The organism is Roseomonas sp. KE0001 (assembly GCF_016107285.1).
Taxonomy (GTDB): domain Bacteria; phylum Pseudomonadota; class Alphaproteobacteria; order Acetobacterales; family Acetobacteraceae; genus Pseudoroseomonas.
In genome coordinates this window covers 536147-556134 of sequence record NZ_RCVQ01000003.1, presented here as the reverse complement: position 1 = coordinate 556134, position 19988 = coordinate 536147, and the positions used below count along the sequence as shown (strand labels likewise).

General features: G+C 72.9%; 17 protein-coding genes and 1 other RNA gene. 9 read left to right on the top strand and 9 right to left on the bottom strand.

Annotated elements, in window-relative coordinates:
* Nucleotides 1–191: 191 nt before the first annotated feature.
* From D9598_RS09150 to hflK, 3 genes are read right to left on the bottom strand one after another with little or no spacing between them, the layout of a single operon-like run.
* Nucleotides 192–386 (bottom strand): DUF2065 domain-containing protein, encoded by a 195-nt coding sequence (locus D9598_RS09150; protein ID WP_198366127.1) that lies wholly within the window; start codon nt 384–386, stop codon nt 192–194.
* 13 nt (nt 387–399) lie between these two features.
* Nucleotides 400–1326, bottom strand: a complete 927-nt coding sequence (gene hflC / locus D9598_RS09145; RefSeq protein ID WP_198366126.1) for a protease modulator HflC — start codon at nt 1324–1326, stop codon at nt 400–402.
* Nucleotides 1323–2528, bottom strand: a complete 1206-nt coding sequence (gene hflK / locus D9598_RS09140; protein WP_198366125.1) for an FtsH protease activity modulator HflK — start codon at nt 2526–2528, stop codon at nt 1323–1325. Before hflK ends, hflC begins: the two co-directional genes overlap by 4 nt.
* Before the next feature lie 178 nt (nt 2529–2706).
* On the opposite strand from hflK, the gene D9598_RS09135 reads away from it, so the two are divergent.
* Complete coding sequence (locus D9598_RS09135; RefSeq protein WP_198366124.1) at nt 2707–3909, top strand: Mrp/NBP35 family ATP-binding protein; 1203 nt, start codon at nt 2707–2709, stop codon at nt 3907–3909.
* A gap of 17 nt (nt 3910–3926) precedes the next feature.
* On the opposite strand, the gene D9598_RS09130 is transcribed toward D9598_RS09135, so the two are convergent.
* Genes D9598_RS09130 through thyX form a run of 3 tightly spaced genes read right to left on the bottom strand, consistent with a single transcriptional unit; the run spans nt 3927 to nt 5492 of the window.
* The gene (locus D9598_RS09130) at nt 3927–4172 is read right to left on the bottom strand and encodes a hypothetical protein (RefSeq protein WP_198366123.1); all 246 of its coding nucleotides are present in this window, start codon (nt 4170–4172) and stop codon (nt 3927–3929) included.
* Between the two features lie 27 nt (nt 4173–4199).
* Complete coding sequence (locus D9598_RS09125) at nt 4200–4544, bottom strand: hypothetical protein (RefSeq protein WP_198366122.1); 345 nt, start codon at nt 4542–4544, stop codon at nt 4200–4202.
* Nucleotides 4545–4553: 9 nt separating this feature from the next.
* Nucleotides 4554–5492: an FAD-dependent thymidylate synthase gene (gene thyX, locus D9598_RS09120; RefSeq protein WP_198366121.1), complete on the bottom strand. Its 939-nt coding sequence runs from the start codon at nt 5490–5492 to the stop codon at nt 4554–4556.
* Between the two features lie 125 nt (nt 5493–5617).
* Between thyX and ssrA the strand changes: the two genes are divergently transcribed.
* Together ssrA and D9598_RS09110 are read left to right on the top strand one after the other, a co-directional pair.
* Nucleotides 5618–5918, top strand: a transfer-messenger RNA (tmRNA) gene (gene ssrA, locus D9598_RS09115).
* Nucleotides 5919–6052: 134 nt separating this feature from the next.
* Nucleotides 6053–6592 carry an SspB family protein gene (locus D9598_RS09110; RefSeq protein ID WP_198366120.1) on the top strand — a complete coding sequence of 180 codons (540 nt, stop codon included), beginning with the start codon at nt 6053–6055 and terminating at the stop codon, nt 6590–6592.
* 34 nt (nt 6593–6626) lie between these two features.
* Here the strand turns inward: D9598_RS09110 and D9598_RS09105 are convergent, their stop codons facing one another.
* Nucleotides 6627–8309, bottom strand: a complete 1683-nt coding sequence (locus tag D9598_RS09105) for a helicase HerA-like domain-containing protein (RefSeq protein ID WP_198366119.1) — start codon at nt 8307–8309, stop codon at nt 6627–6629.
* A gap of 306 nt (nt 8310–8615) precedes the next feature.
* On the opposite strand from D9598_RS09105, the gene D9598_RS09100 reads away from it, so the two are divergent.
* The 6 genes from D9598_RS09100 (at nt 8616) to D9598_RS09075 (ending at nt 13354) form a co-directional block, all read left to right on the top strand.
* Nucleotides 8616–10259, top strand: coding sequence for a fumarate hydratase (locus tag D9598_RS09100; RefSeq protein ID WP_198366204.1), 1644 nt, complete (start codon nt 8616–8618; stop codon nt 10257–10259).
* A 4-nt stretch (nt 10260–10263) separates the two neighbouring features.
* Nucleotides 10264–10671: a RidA family protein gene (locus D9598_RS09095; protein ID WP_198366118.1), complete on the top strand. Its 408-nt coding sequence runs from the start codon at nt 10264–10266 to the stop codon at nt 10669–10671.
* Entirely contained in the window at nt 10671–11075 is a 405-nt protein-coding gene (locus tag D9598_RS09090) for a VOC family protein (RefSeq protein WP_198366117.1), read from the top strand. The genes D9598_RS09095 and D9598_RS09090 overlap by 1 nt, the downstream gene beginning before the upstream one ends.
* A 60-nt stretch (nt 11076–11135) precedes the next feature.
* Nucleotides 11136–11534 (top strand): hypothetical protein, encoded by a 399-nt coding sequence (locus D9598_RS09085; RefSeq protein ID WP_198366116.1) that lies wholly within the window; start codon nt 11136–11138, stop codon nt 11532–11534.
* Between the two features lie 85 nt (nt 11535–11619).
* Nucleotides 11620–13062 (top strand): class II fumarate hydratase, encoded by a 1443-nt coding sequence (locus D9598_RS09080; RefSeq protein WP_198366115.1) that lies wholly within the window; start codon nt 11620–11622, stop codon nt 13060–13062.
* 10 nt (nt 13063–13072) lie between these two features.
* Complete coding sequence (locus D9598_RS09075) at nt 13073–13354, top strand: ribbon-helix-helix domain-containing protein (protein ID WP_198366114.1); 282 nt, start codon at nt 13073–13075, stop codon at nt 13352–13354.
* A 19-nt stretch (nt 13355–13373) separates the two neighbouring features.
* On the opposite strand, the gene D9598_RS09070 is transcribed toward D9598_RS09075, so the two are convergent.
* Together D9598_RS09070 and D9598_RS09065 are read right to left on the bottom strand one after the other, a co-directional pair.
* Complete coding sequence (locus D9598_RS09070; RefSeq protein WP_198366113.1) at nt 13374–16298, bottom strand: AsmA-like C-terminal region-containing protein; 2925 nt, start codon at nt 16296–16298, stop codon at nt 13374–13376.
* Nucleotides 16298–19924: a hydantoinase B/oxoprolinase family protein gene (locus D9598_RS09065; RefSeq protein WP_198366112.1), complete on the bottom strand. Its 3627-nt coding sequence runs from the start codon at nt 19922–19924 to the stop codon at nt 16298–16300. Before D9598_RS09065 ends, D9598_RS09070 begins: the two co-directional genes overlap by 1 nt.
* Nucleotides 19925–19988 lie beyond the last annotated feature (64 nt).

Below are 19988 nucleotides of genomic sequence, written 5' to 3'. Positions count from 1 at the left end.
GGCATTCCTCGCTGTGCGGCGAAAGGACGGTGTCCGGGCGGCTGCCCGGCATGACCTGGAGAATGGGGCGCCGGAGAGAGATCAGGAAGGTGGCAGGCCACCCCAAAGGCGGGAAAAGCTGTTACAAAGAGCGTCCCCCGCCGCACCGGGGTAACGAAGCACCAGTAAGGCCGGTCCGTGTAACGGATCGGTTATCCGCCGACCAGGAAGCTGGCCAGTGCGACGCCGGCCACGGCCACCAGCAGGCCGGTCATCCGTAGCCGCTCGGGCGGCACGGCCAGGATGCCCGCCAGGGCGCGGCGCATGGCGTCCGGAAAGGCCGCGTAGAGCAGCCCCTCCAGCGCCACGACCACCGCGACCCCGGCGATCAGCTCGGTCAGCGTCATGCCGCTGGCCGGCTCAGTCGGCCGGCGCGGGCTGCGCCCCCAGAGTCTCCGGCCGGGTCAGGCCGGGTGTCGGCATGCCGGGCTGGCTCTGCCGGAAGTAGCGGAAGAACTCCGAATCCGGGGTCAGCACCAGCCGCGCCTCACCCTCCGAGAAGGCGTCCCGGTAGGCCTGCATGGTGCGGTAGAAGCCATAGAACTCCGGATCCCGCTGGAACGCGCCGGCGAAGATGCGGATCGCCTCCTCGTCGCCCTGGCCGCGCAGCGTGTCCGCCTGGGCCTGGCTCTCGGCCAGGATGACGGTGCGCTCGCGGTCGGCGCCGGCGCGCACCCGCGCCGCCACCTCCGCACCCTCGGCGCGCGCCTCGCGCGCCACCCGCTCGCGCTCCGACTTCATGCGCGACAGGATCGCCTGGGTGTTCTCCTCCGGCAGGTCGGCGCGGCGGATGCGGACATCCTCCACGGCCACGCCGAAGCGGCGCGCCTCCTCGTTCACCTGCCGCTGGATCTCGCTCATGATCCGCGCGCGGTCGGAGGAGAGCACGGCGAGCAGCGGCTCGTTGCCCAGCACCCGGCGCAGCGACGAGACCACGATCGAGGAGAGCCGGCCGCGGATGCCCGCCTCCTGCGCGCCCGAGGTCTGGAAGAAGACCAGCGGATCGGTGATGCGGAAGCGGGTGAAGCTGTCCACGATCAGGCGCCGCTGGTCCCCGAGGATGACCTCCTCGCCCGGTGCGTCGAAGTCCAGCAGGCGGCGGTCGAAGCTGATCACCGACTGGATGAAGGGCAGCTTGGCGTGCAGGCCGGGCTTCTCGATGACCCGGATCGGCTCGCCGAACTGGGTGATCAGCACCTGCTCGGTCTGGTGCACGGTGAACAGCGCCGAGGCGGCGGCGGCCAGGCCGACGACGACGACGCCGCCGAGCAGCATCATGCGGTTCATCGGGCGCCTCCCTGCGGGCGGGCCTGCGGCACGCTGAGCGCCGAGGGCGGAGCGGGCGGCGTCTGCTGCTGGCGCGGCGCGGCCGGGGTCGAGCCGTCCAGCGGCAGGTAGGGCACCACGCCCTGCAGGCGGTCATCCACCACCAGCGTCGGATTGCGGCGCAGGATCTCCTCCATGGTCTCCAGGTACAGCCGGCGGATGGTGACATCCTTGGCGGTCTGATAGGCGCTCAGCACGCTGACGAAGCGCGCCGCCTCACCGCGCGCCCGGGCCACCTGGCTCTCCCGGTAGCCCTCGGCCTCCTGGATCATGCGCTGCCCCTCGCCGCGGGCGCGGGGGATGATGTCGTTGCGGTAGGCCTCGGCCTCGTTGCGCATCCGCTCGCGGTCGGCATTGGCGCGCTGCACGTCGCGGAAGGTGTCGATGACCTCGGACGGCGGCTCGACCTTGAGGAGCTGGATCTGCGTCAGCTCGATGCCGGAGCCGTACTGGTCCAGGATGAACTGCGTGCCGGTGCGGACCGCCTGCTCGATCTGCGCCCGCGCCTCGGTCAGGGCGGGCTGGATCGGGGTGCGGCCGACAACCTCGCGCATCACGCTCTCCGCCGCCAGCTTGACCGTCTGGTCGGGGTTGCGGGTGTTGAAGAGGTATTCCCCCGCATCGCGGATGCGCCAGAACACCGCGAAGTCGATGTCGATGATGTTCTCGTCACCGGTCAGCATCAGGCTCTCCTCCAGCACGTCGCGGGCGGAGACGGGACGGGTCAGGGGCGAGTCGTTGGCGGCGCGGAAGCCGACGTCGATGCGGTTGATGCGGGTCACGCGCGGCGTGGTGACGCTCTCGACGGGCCAGGGGATGCGGTAGTTCAGGCCCGGAGCGGTGGTGCGGTTGAAAGCGCCGAAGCGCATGACCACGCCCTGTTCGTCCGGCTGCACCCGGTAGAGCCCGCTCGCCGCCCAGACCGCCAGCAGCGCGGCCAGGCCGATCCCGATCCACTTGCCGCTGCCACGGCCGCCGCGCGGCAGAATGCGGCGCAGCGCCTCCTGCGCCTGGCGGATGGCCTCGTCCAGATCGGGCCCGCCGCCAGGGCCCCGGCCACCGGAGCCACCGCCCTGGGGCGGCTGACCCCAGGGACCGCCGGGGCGAGGATTGCCCCAGGGACTGCCGCCCTGGCCGGATCCGCCGCTACTGTTCCATGGCATAAACTGGCTCTACTCCCTCAGCATCCGTGTCCTGGCGCCCGGTACTTGCGCACGGCGGATGCATGCGCGACAGGGCCGGCCCATATGTCGCCCTGTCCGGGCCATGGCGCAATGCATGAACATCACGTAATGGCGAGGGCCGGGCCGATATTGTCCGCAGAAGAGGGGTTTTCAAGCAATGCCTGACGCCGTCGCGACTCCCGCGGCAGATCCTTCGGAACCTCCCCTGGCGCGGGCGGTACGGGCGGCGCTCCGCGTGGTGCACGATCCGGAGACGGGGCAGGACGTGGTGGCCTCGGGCATGCTGCAGGGCCTCTCGGCGCGGGACGGGATGGTGCAGTTCACGCTGACGGTGCCGCGGGAGCGGGCGCGGCAGATGGAGCCTCTCCGCGCCGCCGCCGAGCGGGTCGCCGCGGCGGTGCCCGGCGTCCTTTCGGCCACCTGCGTGCTGACCGCGCATCGCGACGCGCCGACGCCGGGCCGCGGTCGGGAGGGGGGCCAGGAGGCAGGCCAGGGCGTTCCGCCGCGCCCGGCGGCCGCCCCCGCCGGCCCGGCGCGCTCCAGCCGCCCGCCCCCCGGACAGGGGCAGATGCTGTTGCCGGATGTCCGCGCCATCGTCGCCATCGCCTCGGGCAAGGGCGGCGTCGGCAAGTCCACGACGGCGGTTAACCTGGCCGTCGCCCTGGCCGCCGACGGCAAGCGGGTCGGCCTGCTGGACGCCGATATCTACGGCCCCTCCCTGCCGCAGATGCTGGGCCTGCGGGAGAGGCCCCGCGCCGCGGCCGGCCGGCTGGAGCCGGTGGAGCGCTGGGGGCTCCGGGCCATGTCGATCGGCCTGCTGGTCGAGCCGGAGACGGCGATGATCTGGCGTGGCCCGATGGTGATGGGCGCGCTGGAGCAGATGCTGGGCCAGGTGGACTGGGGGCCGCTCGACGTGCTGGTGGTGGACATGCCGCCCGGCACCGGCGACGCCCAGCTCACCATGAGCCAGCGCGTGCCGCTGGCCGGCGCCGTGATCGTCTCGACGCCGCAGGACGTGGCGCTGATCGATGCCCGCCGCGGCGTCCGCATGTTCCAGAAGGTGAACGTGCCGGTGCTCGGGCTGATCGAGAACATGTCCTACTACTGCTGCCCGCAATGCGGCCACCGCGCCGATCTCTTCGGCCATGGCGGGGCGCGGGCGGAGGCGGAGCGGATGGGCGTCGAGTTCCTCGGCGAGCTGCCGCTCAAGCTGGAGATCCGCCAGCTCGCCGATGCCGGCACGCCCATCGTCATGGCGCGCCCCGAGAGCCACGAGGCGGAGAGCTACCGCGCCATCGCCCGGCGGCTGTCGGCCAAGCTGACCGCCGCGCCCGCCGGGCCGCGCATCATCGTGGAGTGACGGCGGCGCCGCGCGGCTCAGTGGCCGCGCGGCAGTCTCCCGTCCCGGGGGACCCCATCCTGCCGCCGGCGGCCGTAGCGGTAGCCGATGAACAGCGCCGCCACGATCAGCAGCGCCGTGGCCGGATCGTGGAAGAGGAAGGTCAGCACCGCCCAGACCAGGCCCAGCACCGCCCAGACCAGCCAGAGGCTGAGCGACAGCGCGGCGAAGACCAGCATCAGCGGGAAGCCGATCAGCAGCAGCAAGAGCACCACCCAACCCATCGGGTTCTCCTTCTCGTCAAAGCGGCGTCAGGCACGGCCGCGCGGCTTGCGGGCCGGGGGCGACGGCCGCCGCGCGGTGGCCCGGCCGAGAGCGAAGCCCCCCAGCCCGGTCAGCAGCAGCAGGGCCCCGAGATCGCCCACCAGGGCATGCGCCAGCGGCACGCCGATCAGCAGCACGCCCACGCAGATGAGCACGGCCATCCAGCGGCGCCAGGGAAAATCGCGCAGGAAGCCGGAGAGGGCGGCGAAGGGCGCCCGCAGGCGGCGCGCCCCGCGCCGGGCCGGCGCCGTCCGGGGGCGGCCAGAGGGGCGGCCCGGGACGCGGCGCGGCGTGGAGGCACCACCGGTGCCGTTGCGCGGGGCGGGTGCCATGGCGGCGGATCAGGCGGGACGGCCCAGTTGCTCCATCAGCTCCCGCCATTCCCGCTTCGAGAGCCCGCTGCCGCCCTGCTCCACCGCCTCGCCCGCCAGCAGTCGCCGCACCACCGCCAGCATCTGCGCCGACAGCGTCACCGCGCCGAGCCGGTAGTCGCGGAAGGCCTCGGCCACCGCCGGCACCCAGGCCTCCAGCGAGCGCATCATCGCCTCGGCATAGGCCCGGATCTCGTACTGGGCATGGGCATCGGCGCGCAGGCTCAGGAAATGCAGCAGGTTGTGCAGGTCCGTCTTCCAGTACCACTGGGTATAGGTGTTGAGCGTCAGGTTCATCCGCGCCAGCTCGCGCGCCAGCCCCTGGCGGGCGGGGTCGGCCGGCTGACCGGCCTCGTCCTCGTTCAGCATCTCGGCATAGTGATCGTAGGTCGTCATGGCGTCCTGCCGCAGCAGGCGCAGCACATGCTCGGCCTCGGCGCCCTGCAGCACCGTGCCGCGGCCCTGGCGGTTGCTGGCCGACTGCGCGGCGAGCTGCTCCGGCGCCGGCAGGTAGAACTCCCGGTCCAGGATCGAGTAGCGCGCCGAATACTCGTTCACATTGGCGGTGCGATGGCGGATCCACTGCCGCGCGATGAAGATCGGCAGCTTCACGTGATACTTGATCTCGCACATCTCGAAGGGGGTCGAGTGGCGGTGCCGCATCAGGTAGCGGATCAGCCCCCGGTCCTCATTCGCCGCCCGCGTCCCGCGCCCGTAGGAGACGCGCGCCGCCTGCACCACCGCCGCGTCGTCGCCCATGTAGTCGATGACGCGGACGAAGCCGTGGTCGAGCACCGGCACGGGCTCGAAGAGCATGGCCTCCAGCGCCGGCACGGTGGGGCGGCGGGTCTCGGCGCGGAAGGCCTTGGCCTCGGCGAGGTCCTGAAGCTGGGATGGGGTGAGCGCCATGGAACCGCCTTGCTGAGCCAGGGTGTGGCGGGCCGGCGGACCGGCCCGGCGCCTGCCCATAGCCCGTCGGGCGCCCCAAGGGAACAGAGCATGCCCGGGAACAGGGCACCGGCGGAGGCGCCACCCCTCTCGCAATCGGCAGAGGAATGTCCTATATGCGCTTTGCTCACCTTCGGGTGGCTATGGCGATAAACGGCATGTGGAATAAGCGTTGCGGACCCGGGGGCAGTGCCCGGCGCCTCCACCATAGGGGGGCGAAACAGGCTCGACGCGCGTGGTAAAGCCATGTCTTTTGCCCGGCATTGTACCGCCGTTATCGGGCTATATCACAAGTGCCAACGATAATGGTCGCGAGACCATGGCGCTCGCTGCCTAACCATAGGTAAGCGCGGTCCGGGGGGAACCGGGCAACAGAATCCCCCCACTTCCGCGCAGACGAGGCAACCCCGCCCGGGTCCTCTCGATTCCTGTCAGGCGATTCTTGCCGGGGGCCCACTTCCCGGCCGCCCGAGACTTCCGGTATGGGGGTCTACCTTGAAGCGTCTGCCGGGATATGACCGATGACCGAAGAGACGAGGCAGACCGAGAGTCTGCTCCCCTATGACAGCTGGACCGAGGACGCGATGCGCGAGGTCGCGCTGCGCGCGCTCGACCATGCGAGCGAGCACGGCCTACCCGGCGAGCATCACTTCTACCTGACCTTCCGCACCGATCTTCCCGGTGTCTCCATCCCCGCGCATCTCAAGGCCCGCTATCCGGAGGAGATGACCATCGTCCTCCAGCACCAGTTCTGGGACCTGAAGGTGGACCGGAGCCAGGGCTTCGTCACCGCCGGCCTGTCCTTCGGCGGTGTGCCGGCCACGCTGGTCATCCCGATCGCGGCGCTCACCGCCTTCTGGGATCCCCATGTCCGGGTCGGGCTTCGCTTCCCCTCGGCGGAGTCCAGCGCGCGGGAGCCGGCGCAGGCGGCGCAGCCCGCCCCCATGGCCGAGCAGGCCGAGGAGCTGCCCGCCGCCGCCCCGGCCGAGGAGGCCGAGAGTCCCGCCCAGGTGGTCAGCCTGGACGCCTTCCGCCGCCGCCCGGGACGCGACGGCGCCTGAGCGCCGGAAGGCCCGCCCGCGACGGCGGCGGGCCTCAGCGCTTGCTGATCGATCCCAGGATGCCGCGTACCAGGGCACGTCCGATCTGGCCGCCGACCTGGGATCCCACACTGCGCGCCACCGACTTGGCCAGGGCGCCGACCGGGCTGTCGCGCCGCCCGCCGCCGCTGCCGAAGAGGATGTCCTGCAACAACCCGCCGCCGGCGCCCTGCGGCGGCGCGGCTTGGGCCGGCGCCCGCCGGCCGGAAGGGCGCGGCGCGGGCCCCGGGGCCGGCGTGCCGGCGCCACGGCCCCAGGCCTCCGGGCTCCAGCCGCCGGCCTGGCCCTCCCCGCCCGCCTCCGCCGCGCCGCCTGCCTGACCATTGCCCCAGGCGCTGCCGCCCCGCACCGGCGCCGGCCCGCCCCAGGGAGAGGCGTGCGGCCCGGCCTCCTCCGGCACGGTGGCGGCCCGCTGCTGCAGCAGCTCATAGGCCGAGGCGCGGTCCACCGGCGTGTCGTACTTGCCGCCCAGCGGGCTGTGCCCGATCAGGGCCTGCCGCTCCTCCGGCGTGATGGTGCCCATGCGGGACTGCGGCGGGCGGATCCTCGTCCGCTGCACCGGCCCGGGCGCGCCGCCCGGCTGCAGGGTGGAGAGCAGCGCCTCGCCGACGCCGAGCTCGGTGATCGCCGCCTCGGTGTCGAATCCGGGATTGGCGCGGAAGGTCTGGGCGGCGGCGCGCACCGCCTTCTGGTCGGCCGGCGTGAAGGCGCGCAGCGCGTGCTGCACCCGGTTGCCGAGCTGGCCCAGCACGCCCTGCGGCACGTCGAGCGGGTTCTGCGTGACGAAATAGACGCCGACGCCCTTGGAGCGGATCAGCCGCACCACCTGCTCCACCTTCTCCAGAAGCGCCCGGGGCGCGTCCTTGAACAGCAGGTGCGCCTCGTCGAAGAAGAAGACCAGCTTTGGCTTCTCCAGGTCGCCCACCTCCGGCAGCTCCTCGAACAGCTCGGAGAGCAGCCAGAGCAGGAAGGTGGCGTAGAGGCGCGGCCGCTGCACCAGCTCGTCCGCCGCCAGCACGTTGACCGCGCCGCGCCCGTCCGGGGCCAGCAGCATCAGGTCGGTCAGCGCCAGGGCCGGCTCGCCGAAGAAATGCTCGGCGCCCTGCTGCTCCAGCACCAGCAGGCGGCGCTGGATGGTGCCGATGGTCGCCTTGCTGACATTGCCGTACTCGGCGGAAAGCTCCGCGGCGCGCTCCGCCACATGGCCCAGGATGGCGCGCAGATCCTTGAAGTCGAGCAGCAGCAGGCCGTCATCGTCGGCCAGGGCGAAGGCGATGTTGAGCACGCCCTCCTGGGTGTCGTTCAGCTCCAGCAGGCGGGCGAGCAGGAGCGGCCCCATCTCCGCCACCGTGGCGCGGATCGGGTGGCCCTGGCGGCCGAAGACGTCCCAGAAGACGACGGGCGCGCCCTCATAGGCGAAGTCGGCGACGCCGGTCGCCGCCGCCCGCTGCTCCACCTTGGGGTTCGGCCGGCCGGGCTGGCTGATGCCCGAGAGGTCGCCCTTGATGTCGGCGCAGAAGACCGGGACGCCGGCGCGCGAGAAGGCCTCGGCCATGACCTGGAGCGTGATGGTCTTGCCGGTTCCGGTGGCGCCGGCCACCAGCCCGTGCCGGTTGGCGAGCGCCAGGTGCAGCCATTGCGGCGTGTCGCTGGCGCCCAGGAGAATCGCTTGGTCCATCGGTCGTCTCTCGCTCGGGCGGGCCGGGGACGTCCATGCAGCCATGCGCCGTGCCGCCTGTCCAGCGAAGCCGCGCCCTCCCGCCCCTCCGCCGCGCGGTCCGGGCCGCGGCCCGGGGGCTCGCCTGTTGGCTTGCCCGCCCGGCTGCGCTACCTCCAGCCCGGAGTCCACCACCCGCCGGTGGCGCCCGGGACCCTGCCCGGCCCACCGGTCTCCCCCCCGCCCTCCTGCCGGAGCGCCGTCATGCCCCCTGCCGATCCCGCCGCCCCCCTCGCGGACACGCCGATCAAGGACACCGATGCCGGGATGCCGGTCTCGCAGCGCCCGGAGAGCTTCCGCTACAGCCCGATGCTGCCGCTGGGCGAGGACAGGACCGCCTACCGCAAGCTGCCGATCGAGGGCGTGCGGGTCATCGAGGTCGAGGGCCGCAAGGTCCTGAAGGTGAGCCCGCAGGCGCTGGAGGAACTGGCCTTCACCGCCTGCAGGGAAGTCAGCCACTTCCTCCGCCCCGGCCACCTGGAGCAGCTGGCGCGGATCCTGAAGGATCCCGAGGCCAGCGCCAATGACCGCTTCGTGGCGCTCGACCTGCTGAAGAACGCCTCGATCGCGGCCGGTGGCGTGCTGCCGATGTGCCAGGACACCGGCACCGCGATCGTCTTCGGCAAGAAGGGCCAGCGGGTCTGGATCGAGGGTGACGAGGAGGAGGCGCTCTCCTACGGCGTGCACCGCACCTATACCGAGACCAACCTGCGCTACTCGCAGATGGCGCCGCTCTCGATGTTCGAGGAGGTGAACACCGGCAACAACCTCCCCGTCCAGTTCGACATCTACGCCTCCCCCGGTGACCACCATGCGGACGAGTTCCACATGATGTTCGTGCTGAAGGGCGGCGGATCGGCCAACAAGACCTTCCTCTACCAGCAGACCCGCGCGGTGCTGAACAAGCCGAAGCTGCTGGCCTTCCTGGAGGAGAAGATCAAGACGCTCGGCACCTCGGCCTGCCCGCCCTACCACCTGGCCATCGTCATCGGCGGCACCTCGGCCGAGACGACGCTGAAGACCGTCAAGCTCGCCTCCACCCGCTACCTCGACGCGCTGCCGACCACGGGCGACAGGTCCGGCCACGGCCTGCGCGACCCCGAGCTCGAGGCGGAGGTGCACAAGCTGACGCAGAACCTCGGCATCGGCGCGCAGTTCGGCGGCAAGTACTTCTGCCACGACGTCCGCGTCATCCGGCTGCCGCGCCACGGCGCGTCCCTGCCCATCGGCATCGGCGTCTCCTGCTCGGCGGACCGGCAGATCAAGGCCAAGATCACGCCGGAGGGCGTGTTCCTGGAGGCGCTGGAGCACGATCCGGCCCGCTTCCTGCCGGAGGCGACCGACGAGATCCTGGGCGGGGAAGTGGTCCGCATCGACCTCAACCGGCCGATGGACGAGATCCGCGCCGAGCTGAGCCGCCACCCGGTCAAGACCCGCGTCTCGCTGACCGGCACCATCGTGGTGGCGCGCGACATCGCCCATGCCAAGCTGCAGGAGCGGCTGGACCGTGGCGAAGGCCTGCCGCAGTACATCAAGGACCACCCCGTCTACTACGCCGGCCCGGCCAAGACGCCGCAGGGCCTGCCCACCGGCTCCTTCGGCCCGACCACGGCCGGCCGCATGGACAGCTATGTCGCCGGCTTCCAGGCCGCCGGCGGCTCGCTGGTGATGCTGGCCAAGGGCAACCGCTCCAAGGCGGTGACCCGGTCCTGCCAGGAGCATGGCGGCTTCTACCTGGGCTCGGTCGGCGGTCCCGCCGCCCGGCTGGCGCAGGACTGCATCCGCAAGGTCGAGGTGCTGGAATATCCGGAGCTCGGCATGGAGGCGATCTGGAAGATCGAGGTGGAGGACTTCCCGGCCTTCATCGTCGTGGACGACAAGGGCAACGACTTCTACGACGGGCTGGAATAGGCCCATGCCACGCCGCCTGATCTCCTCCGGCAGCCGCTTCGAGGAGGACATCGGCTATTCCCGCGCCGTGGTCGTGGGCGATACCGTCTATGTCTCCGGCACCACCGGCTACGACTACGCGACCATGACCATCGCGGAGGGCGTGGTGGAGCAGGCCGAGCAGTGCTTCCGCAACATCCAGGCGGCGCTGGCCGAGGCCGGCTCCAGCCTGGACGAAGTGGTGCGCGCCACCTTCATCGTGCCGCGGCGCGAGGATTGGGAGCCCTGCTGGCCGGTGACGCGGAAGTGGCTCGGCCGGGCGCGCCCCGCCTCCACCCTGCTCCATGCCGGGCTGCAGACGGATGCGATGCGGATCGAGATCGAGGTCATGGCGCGGATCGGCAGCGCCCTGCCGCCAGGAAAGGAAGGCTGATGCGTTTCTCGGTGGACCGGCTGGACCATCTGGTCATCACCTGCCGCGACGTGGAGGTCAGCGCCTCCTGGTACCAGCGCGTGCTGGGCATGGACCGCGAGGCCTTCGGCGAGGAGCGGCGGACGGCGCTGCGCTTCGGCGGGCAGAAGCTCAACCTGCGCCCGGAGACGGCGACGCAGGAGGCCTGGTTCAGCGGCGAGGCCGCGGCACCGGGGACGCAGGATCTCTGCTTCGTCGTGGCGGTGACGGCGCAGGACGTGGTCGCGCATCTGCACGAATGCGGCGTCACCATCGAGAAGGGGCCGGTGCCCAAGGCCGGAGCGCTGGGGCCGATCACCTCGGTCTATTGCCGCGACCCGGACCGCAACCTGATCGAGATCGCCACCTACGGCCCGCGCGCCTGAGCGGCTGCGGAAACATTCCTTTACCGGGCCTGCCACAATCTGGCTCGGATCCGGGATAGAATGGCCGCTGTCCAAGCCCTGGAGGGCGTCATGAAGTCCCGTTTCCGCACCCTGGCCCTGGCCGCCGCCGCCGGCTCCGCCCTGCTCCTCGCCACCCCGCCGGCGGAGGCCGGGGACTGGCACCGGCGCGGCCCCGGCGGTGGCGCCGTCGCCGCCGGCATCATCGGCGGGCTGGCCGTCGGCGCGCTGATCGGCGGCGCCGTCGCCGCCCCTCCGGCGGTGGTCTATCGCGAGCCGCCGCCGGCCTATTACGCGCCACCGCCGGTCGCCTACTACGCGCCGCCCCCGGCCTATTACGCCCCGCCCCCGGTCGCCTACTATGCACCGCCGCCGACCTATTACGCCCCGCCGCCGGTCGCCTATTACGCGCCGCCGCCGCGCCCCTATCGCGGCTGGTAGGGGCGCGGTCACTTTCCGGACCGGCCCCCTTGTCACGGCGTCAGACGGGACCAATTGAGAACTACTCTCAATTAGGAGCGCCGCCGTGGCCGAGACCCGCACCGAGACCGCCCGCCCGGAAACCGTCCGCACGGAAACCGACAGCCTGGGCACCATCGAGATCGAGGCCGGCCGCTACTGGGGCCCGCAGACGGAGCGGGCGCGGCGGCTCTTCCGGATCGGCACCGAGCGTTTCCCGCGCGGCCTGATCCGCGCCGTCGGCCTGCAGAAGCAGGCTTCCGCCGAGGCCAACAAGGCGCTGGGCGAATTGCCGGCCGAGATCGCCGATCCGATCATCGCCGCCGCCGCCGAGATCGCCGAGGGCCGGCGCGACGCCGACTTTCCCCTGCCCGTCTGGCAGACCGGCTCCGGCACCCAGACCAACATGAACGCCAACGAGGTCATCTCGAACCGCGCCAACGAGATGCTGGGCCAGCCGCTCGGCACCCGCAAGCCGGTGCATCCGAACGACCACGTCAACCGCGGCCAGTCCTCCAACGACAGCTTCCCGACCATGATGCACATCGCCGCCGCCGAGGCGGTGGAGCAGCGCCTGATCCCGGCGCTCGGCGTGCTGCGGGCGGCGCTGGAGAAGCGCGCTGGGGAATGGGGCGACATCGTCAAGGTCGGCCGCACCCACCTGATGGACGCCGTGCCGGTGACGCTGGGGCAGGAATTCGCCGCCTGGGCGGCGCAGGTGGCGCATGGCCAGGACCGGCTGCGGGGCGCCATGCCGCGCCTGCTGCTGCTGCCGCAGGGCGGCACCGCCGTCGGCACCGGGCTGAACCGCCACAAGGATTTCGACACGGTCTTCTGCGAGCGGGCGCGGGCGCTGACCGGGCTCGACTTCCAGCCCAACCCCAACAAGTTCGAGGGCATGGGGGCGGAGGATGCCTTCGTCGAGTTGTCAGGCGTGCTGAACACCCTGGCCGTCTCGCTGAACAAGATCGCCAACGACATCCGGCTGCTCGGCAGCGGCCCGCGCTCGGGTTTCTCCGAGCTGTTCATCCCGGCCGACGGCCTCTCCTCCTCCATCATGCCGGGCAAGACCAACCCGACCCAGTCGGAGGCGATGACCATGGTCGCCGCCCAGGTCATGGGCAACCACGTCACCATCACCGTGGGCGGCGCACAGGGGCATCTGGAGCTGAACGTCTTCAAGCCGGTGATCATCAACGCCACCCTGCAGTCGGTCGCGCTGCTGGCCGATGTCGCCGAGAGCTTCGCCCACAACATGGTGGACAAGCTGGAGCCCAACCGTCCCCGCATCGCCGAGAACCTGGCCAAGTCGCTGATGCTGGTGACGGTGCTGAACCCCCGCATCGGCTATGACAAGGCGGTGCAGATCGGCAAGAAGGCCCTGGCCGAGAACCTGACGCTGCGCGACGCCGCGGAGCAGCTCGGCTATGTGAAGCCCGAGGATTTCGACGCCTGGGTGAAGCCGGAGCTGATGGTCTCCCCCGGCGCCTCGCTGGACGGGGCGGGCTGAGGCGGCGGGGATGACGGGGCGCCATCTGCTGAAGCGGTCCTTCACCCTGGCCGGCCACCGCACCAGCGTGGCCCTGGAGGCGCCCTTCTGGACGGCGCTGGAGCTGATCGCCGCCCGCCGGGCCCAGACCCTCTCGGCCCTGGTCCAGGGCGTGGATGCCGGGCGCGCCGACCCGGACCTGCCGCTGGCGAGCGCGCTGCGCGTGCATGCGCTGCAGCAGGTCATCGGGCCGGAGGCGGAGGCGGCGGAGGCGGCCCCCGGCGAGGGGGAGGTCATGCTGCCGGCCCGCTGAGCCGGGCGAAGGCCGGGGCTCAGCGCGTGGCGCGCCAGCGCAGCCAGTCGGCCAGTTCCGGCACGCGCCGCAACTGGTTCAGCGGACCGGTCAGCCGCAGGCCGAAGCCTGGCCCGCCCGGGGATCCACCCGGCGGATCGGCCGGCCGGGTGGCCAGCAGCAGTTCCATGCCGCCGCGCGCCGGATCGAACTCGCCCGACAGGGTCGCCGCCAGCGCGGCTCCGCCCGGCACCGCCTCGGCGGCATCGCCCACCGCCAGCCGGCCATCCTGCAGAAGGATGCGGCCGGCTTCCAGCCGTACCCCGGCCTCCAGCGCCTCGAAGGCGGTGGCGCCGCCGAGCAGCGCGGCCCGGAGGCCCGCCTCGGCCTGATCCAGCGCCGGAAGCTCGGCCGCCATCGCCGCGGCCCGCAGGTCGGCGCCGCGGAGGACGCCATCGCGCACCGCCACCTGCCCCTCCCCCGACAAGGTCGCCAGCATCGCCGCCGGGCTGTGGCCGGTGGCGTGGAGCCGCAGCCCGGCCTCCATCTGCCCGGCCGTGAGATCGATGGGCAGGCCGGTGAGCGGTCCGGTCAGCGCCAGGTCGGAGACGTCCAGCCGCAGGTCCAGCGCCCGGGGCATCGCGGCGGCGTTCAGCTCCAGCGCCCCGGCCAGCCGGCCGCCGGTCAGCAGCGCCTGCATCTCCTCGAGCCGCAGCACGCGGTCGCGCAGCAGCAGCCGGGCCGAGGCCTGTTCCAGCGGCGGCAGCGTGGCGGGCTCCAGCCTTTGCGCCGAGAGGGCCAGCTCGGCATCCAGCCATCCCAGCATCTCGAGCGGCAGCGGCTCGCGCGAGCGCCAGTCGGGATCGGGCAGCGGCAGGCGCTCGGCGGCCAGGCGGCCGGTCAGCAGGGGTCGCAGCGCCGCCAGGTCGAGCCCCAGCTGGCCACCGAGGCGCAGCCCGGCCGCGACGACGTCGAGGCCTTCGGCCCGCAGCTCCCGCGGCGCGGCGGCGAGATTGGCGATCAGCGAGAAGGAGCCCTGGCCCAGCCAGGCGGGGGCGGACAGGCCCATCTCCTCGAGCAGGCGCGGCGCGCCCGGATGGCGCAGGGTGAGCGCGCCGGCATAGCGCGGCTGGCGGAGGTCCAGCGTACCATTCACCTCGCCCCGCAGGTCGCCGAGTTCCAGGTTGCCCCGCACGGCCAGCGCCTCGAAGGCCCCGCTGGCAGCGAGGCGGAGCGCCAGCGCGCCCTGGCCCAGCGCCACCCCGTCGGGCCACGGGCCGGGCAGCAGCGCCATCAACGGCGCGGCGCGCGGCGCGGTGACCTCGAAGGCCAGATCGGTGAAGCGGGGCGCCTCGCCAAGCTGGACCACGCCGGAGAGCGCCAGGTCGCTTTCCGCCATCCGGGCGCCGATGCGCCGCGCCGTCAGCCGGCCGTTCTCCAGCGAGGCGTCGGCGCTGAGCCCCTCCAGCACCAGGGCGCCGTAGCGGGCATGCTCGGCGTTGAGGCGCAGGTTGAGGTCGATCGCGGCGAGCCGCTGACGCGCGCCGGCCCAGCCGGCGCCCTCCGGCCACCAGCCGTCCAGCCGCAGATCCTCGAAGGTCAGTCCGAGGCCGAGCGCCGGGCGGCCGCCGAAGCGCCAGACGCCCGCCCCGGACACCCGGCCGCCATCCAGCGTCCCGGTGAAATCGGAGACCGCCAGCTGCGCCTCGTCGAGCAGCAGCTTCAGCTGGCCCTCCCCCTCGCGCAGGCGGGCCGGGTCGGTCCCCTCCAGCGGCAGGCCGAGCGCCAGCAGCGTGGTGCGCAGGGCGGTGCCCTGGAACCGCAGCCACCCCTCCAGCCGCGCCGGGCGCCCGGGGCCCGGCCGCGTGGTGGTGGCGCCGTTCAGCGACACCTCGGTGTCGCCGGGCAGCAGGGCGCCGACATCGCGCAGCGTCAGCCGGTCGTTCTCCAGCAGGGCGGCGCCCCGCAGGCGACGCAGGGTCAGGCCGCGGTAGCTGGCAGCCTCGGCCGACAGATCGACGCCGAAGGGCAGCGGCAGCGGCCCGGCGCTCCGCAGGGCCGCGATCCAGGGGTCGAGGTCGACCCGCCCGGTCGCCAGGGCGAGATCGAGGCGTGGCGAGGGCGCCAGGCGCAGTGTCGCCGCGCCGCGCGCCGGGCTGCCGCCGATGTCGAGGTTGAGCTCGTCGGCGGTGAGCAGCTCGGCGGTCAGGCTGAGCCGGCCGCGCAGGCGGAAGCTGCCGGGGGGCGCGGGCAGCAGGGCGGCGAGGTCGCTGCCGCCCCCCTGCGCCACCCCTTCGAAGCCGCCCTCCGGCAGCAGCACGCCGCTGGCGGACAGCGAGGCCTTGGCGCCGCTGAGCGTCAGGTTCAGCGGCGCCACCCCGTCCGGCCCGGCGCGGCCGAGTACCGTCTCGAAGTCGAACTCGGTCTGGCGGAAGCGGAAATGCCCGCGCAGGCCGAGCGCGTCGGACGGGCCGGCGGCGACCAGGCTGGCCTGCACCTGCTCCAGCGTGATGCCGCCCAGCATGACGCGGGAATCCTGGATGCGGCCCTGCAGCTCGGTCAGCCAGGGTGGCGGGCGGAAGGCCTGGCCCGGCGCCGGCGGCCAGGGCAGGCGGATCTCGGCGCCGACCAGCGCGACCTCGCGCGGCTCCAGCCGCAGGCCGAGCAGGGCCAGCCAGTCGAGCCGCAGGCGCAGCGCGCGCGCGGTGACCGAGATCTGCGCGTCCGGCCCGCCCACCGTCACGCCGCCGGCCTCCAGCATCGGCTGCGGCAGCAGGGTCAGGCTGACCGGCCCCGCCAGCGCCACCGGCTGGCCCAGCCGCCCGGCCGCCAGGATGGCCAGCCGGTCGCGGTGCTGGTCCCAGTTGGTCAGGCGCGGGCCGAACCAGGCGGCGGCCAGCACCAGCAGGGGCAGCAACGCGAGGGCGATCCAGCCGGTCCGGCGAAGGCGGGGCCATTGTCGCATCAGGGGGCGGGCCGTCCCCAGCCGCCACCGCCCGGCGTCTCCAGGCCGAGCACCTCGCCCGCCACCAGCTCGGCGCTGTCACGGCCGCCGAGCGGCTCGATGCTGCCATCGACCCGCTCCACCCATTGCCGGCCGGGCGCGCCATCGGCACCGCCGTGCAGCCCGTGCGGCGGCACCTCGCGCCGCGAGGCGACGATGATGGCCTGCATCGGCCGCAGGAAGCGGATGCGCCGCCGCGCGCCGTCGCCGCCCCGCCATTGCCCGGCGCCGCCCGAGCCGCGCCGGATCGAGAACTCCTCCAGCCGGACGGGGTAGCGCAGTTCCAGGATCTCGGGGTCGGTCATGCGCGTGTTGGTCATGTGCGTCTGCACCGCCGAGGCGCCGTCGAAGCCCGGGCCGGCGCCGACGCCGCCGCAGACCGTCTCGTAGTACTGGTAGGTGTCGTCGCCGAAGAGCAGGTTGTTCATCGTCGCCTGGGCGGAGGCGCAGGCATCCAGCGCCGCCAGCAGGGCGTTGCAGACGGCCTGCGACACCTCGGTATTGCCGGCGACCACGGCGGCGCCGGGGCGCGGCGAGAGGAAGGTGCCCTCCGGCAGGACGATGGTGAGCGGCACCAGGCAGCCGTCGTTCAGCGGGATGTCGCCGCCCGCGAGACAGCGGAAGCAGTACAGCACCACGGAATGCAGCACCTGCGGCGGCGCGTTGAAGTTGCCGGGGCTCTGCTCGCCGGTGCCGGTGAAGTCGATGACGGCGGACCGCTCGGCCCGGTTCACCCGCACCGCGATATGCAGCGGCCTGCCGTCGTCCATGGTGTAGTGGAACGCGCCATCGGACAGACGGTCGATGGCGGCGCGGACGCTGGCCTCGGCATTGTCCATGACGTGGCGCATATAGGCCCGCACCGTCTCCAGCCCGAAGGCGCGGACGGCGCGGCGCATCTCCTGCGCGCCGGTCTCGTTGGCGGCGACCTGGGCCTTCACATCCGCCACGTTCACATCCGGGCTGCGGGCGGGATACCTCGCGCCGCCCAGCAGGGCGCGGAACTCGGCCTCGCGGAAATGCCCGCCATCGACCAGCAGGAAGTCGTCGATGACGACGCCCTCCTCCTCCAGGGTGCGGGATTGCGGCGGCGTCGAGCCGGGGGTCAGCCCGCCGATATCGGCGTGATGCCCGCGCGAGCCGGTGAAGAACAGGATCTCCCGTCCCGCCTCGTCGAAGACGGGGGTGATGACGGTGATGTCCGGCAGGTGGTTGCCGCCGTTGGAGGGATTGTTCAGCGCCACCACGTCGCCCGGCTTCAGCGTCCGGCCGCGGCTGCGGATGACGGTGCGCACGCTCTCGCCCATGGCGCCCAGATGCACGGGCACATGCGGCGCATTGGCCACCAGCCGGCCCTGCGCGTCGAAGATGGCGCAGGAGAAGTCGAGCCGTTCCTTGATGTTGACGCTGAGCGAGGTGTTCTGCAGCACCGTGCCGGTCTGCTCGGCGATGCTCATGAACAGGTTGTTGAACAGCTCCAGCAGCACCGGGTCCGGCCGCGCCGCCTCGCCCTCCGCCGGCGCGGCGCCGGCCGCCGCCCGCGCCTCGGAGCGGCGCAGGATCATGTGGTTGGCCGCCGTCACCTCGGCCGTCCAGCCGGGCTCGACCACCGTGGTCGCGGTGCTCTCGCGGATCAGCGCCGGGCCCGGCAGGCGGTCCCCGGCGCGCAGCGCCTCGCGGTCGAAGACCGGCGCGGCCTGCTCGGCGCCAGCGGTGAAGAGGCTGATCGTGTCGATCGGCGCCGGCCCCCGGCCCGCCGCGCGCGGCGGCAGGGCCGGCTCGTCGATCGCCTCGCCCGGCGCGATGCTTTCCACCACGCAGGCCTCGACCAGCACCGGCCGCTCCGGGGTGGCGAAGCCGAAGCGGCGGCGATGCGCCTCCGTGAAGGCCTCCAGCACCGTCTCGTGGTCATCGAGGGGAACGGGCAGGAAGCTGTCGGTGCCGGCATAGCGCAGGTGCAGGCGCGGCTCGGAGCGCAGCCGCGCGGGATCGGCGCCCTGCGCCGCCAGGGCGGCACGGCCCTTCCCGCCCAGCGCCTCCGCCGTGGCGACCAGATCCGCCATGCCCTCGGGCGAGAGCGGCGCCTCGACCGCCGCCTCCTCGATCACGCTCTGGTCGGCGAGGCCCATGCCATAGGCCGAGAGCACGCCGGCGAAGGGGTGGAGGAAGACCGTGTCCATGCCCAGCGCGTCGGCCACCAGGCAGGCGTGCTGGCCGCCGGCGCCGCCGAAGCAGGTCAGGACATGGCGGGCGGCGTCATGCCCCTTCTGGATCGAGACCTGCTTGATGGCCTGCGCCATGTTGGCGACGGCGATGCGCAGGAAGCCCTCGGCCACCGCGCGCGGGTCCTGCTCCGGCTGGCCGGTGGCGGCGGCGATCTCGCGCGCCAGGGCCACGAACTTCTCGCGCACCACCGCGGCATCCAGCGGCGCATTCCCCTCCGGCCCGAAGATCGGCGGGAAATGCGCCGGCTGGATCTTGCCGGTCATGACATTGGCGTCGGTCACGGTCAGCGGCCCGCCGCGGCGGTAGCAGGCCGGGCCCGGCACGGCGCCGGCGCTCTCCGGGCCGACGCGCAGCCGGGCGCCGTCGAAGGCCAGGATCGAGCCACCACCGGCCGCCACCGTGTTGATCGCCATCATCGGCGCCCGCATCCGGACGCCGGCCACCACCGTCTCGAAGGCGCGCTCGAACTGCCCGGCATAGAGGGCGACATCGGTCGAGGTGCCGCCCATGTCGAAGCCGATGATCCGGTCGAAGCCAGCCATGCCGGCGGTGCGGGCGGCGCCGACGATGCCGCCCGCCGGGCCGGAGAGGATGGCGTCCTTGCCCTGGAACCGCTCGGCCAGGATCAGCCCGCCGGAGGATTGCATGAAGTAGAGCGGCACGCCGGGAAGCTGCCCGGCCACCTGCTCCACGTAGCGGCGCAGGATGGGAGAGAGGTAGGCATCGACCACGGTGGTGTCGCCGCGCGGCACGATGCGCGGCAGCGGCGAGGCCTGGTGGCTCAGGCTGACCTGCGTATAGCCCATCCCGCGCGCCATCGCGCCCAGGCGCAGCTCGTGCTCCGGGTTGGTCCAGGCATGCATCAGCACGATGGCGACGGCCCGGAAGCCCTCCGCGAGGCCCGCCTCCAGCGCGGCGCGCGCGGCCGCCTCGTCGAGCGCCTCGATCTCCTGGCCGTCGGCGGCGATGCGGCCGCCGACCTCGACCGCGCGCTCATGCAGCAGCTCGGGCAGGCGGATGTCGAGGTCGAACAGGCGCGGCCGGGCCTGGTTGCCGATGCGGAGCGCGTCGGCGAAGCCGCGATTGACCAGCAGCAGGACCCGCTCGCCCTTGCGCTCCAGCAGGGCGTTGGTGGCGACGGTGGTGCCCATCCGGACGGCGGCGACGGTGCCGGGCGGCACCGGCTGGCCTTCCTCGAGGCCCAGGCAGGCGCGGATGCCGGCCACGGCGGCGTCGCGGTAGCGGCCCGGATTCTCCGAAAGCAGCTTGCGGGTGGAGAGCCGCCCCGCCGGATCGCGCGCCACGATGTCGGTGAAGGTGCCGCCCCGGTCGATCCAGAACTCCCAGCCCGCTCCGCTCATCCCTGCTCCTTCCCGGCGGCCAGCGCATCGACGCCCGCGCCGCCCACCCGCCCGTTTCCGCCTG

Bases quoted from the DNA above. Each gene is read 5' to 3' on its own strand.
- D9598_RS09150 (WP_198366127.1), bottom strand. From the start codon at position 386: ATGACGCTGACCGAGCTGATCGCCGGGGTCGCGGTGGTCGTGGCGCTG.
- hflC (WP_198366126.1), bottom strand. From the start codon at position 1,326: ATGAACCGCATGATGCTGCTCGGCGGCGTCGTCGTCGTCGGCCTGGCC.
- hflK (WP_198366125.1), bottom strand. From the start codon at position 2,528: ATGCCATGGAACAGTAGCGGCGGATCCGGCCAGGGCGGCAGTCCCTGG.
- D9598_RS09135 (WP_198366124.1), top strand. From the start codon at position 2,707: ATGCCTGACGCCGTCGCGACTCCCGCGGCAGATCCTTCGGAACCTCCC.
- D9598_RS09130 (WP_198366123.1), bottom strand. From the start codon at position 4,172: ATGGGTTGGGTGGTGCTCTTGCTGCTGCTGATCGGCTTCCCGCTGATG.
- D9598_RS09125 (WP_198366122.1), bottom strand. From the start codon at position 4,544: ATGGCACCCGCCCCGCGCAACGGCACCGGTGGTGCCTCCACGCCGCGC.
- thyX (WP_198366121.1), bottom strand. From the start codon at position 5,492: ATGGCGCTCACCCCATCCCAGCTTCAGGACCTCGCCGAGGCCAAGGCC.
- D9598_RS09110 (WP_198366120.1), top strand. From the start codon at position 6,053: ATGACCGAAGAGACGAGGCAGACCGAGAGTCTGCTCCCCTATGACAGC.
- D9598_RS09105 (WP_198366119.1), bottom strand. From the start codon at position 8,309: ATGGACCAAGCGATTCTCCTGGGCGCCAGCGACACGCCGCAATGGCTG.
- D9598_RS09100 (WP_198366204.1), top strand. From the start codon at position 8,616: ATGCCGGTCTCGCAGCGCCCGGAGAGCTTCCGCTACAGCCCGATGCTG.
- D9598_RS09095 (WP_198366118.1), top strand. From the start codon at position 10,264: ATGCCACGCCGCCTGATCTCCTCCGGCAGCCGCTTCGAGGAGGACATC.
- D9598_RS09090 (WP_198366117.1), top strand. From the start codon at position 10,671: ATGCGTTTCTCGGTGGACCGGCTGGACCATCTGGTCATCACCTGCCGC.
- D9598_RS09085 (WP_198366116.1), top strand. From the start codon at position 11,136: ATGGCCGCTGTCCAAGCCCTGGAGGGCGTCATGAAGTCCCGTTTCCGC.
- D9598_RS09075 (WP_198366114.1), top strand. From the start codon at position 13,073: ATGACGGGGCGCCATCTGCTGAAGCGGTCCTTCACCCTGGCCGGCCAC.
- D9598_RS09070 (WP_198366113.1), bottom strand. From the start codon at position 16,298: ATGCGACAATGGCCCCGCCTTCGCCGGACCGGCTGGATCGCCCTCGCG.
- D9598_RS09065 (WP_198366112.1), bottom strand. From the start codon at position 19,924: ATGAGCGGAGCGGGCTGGGAGTTCTGGATCGACCGGGGCGGCACCTTC.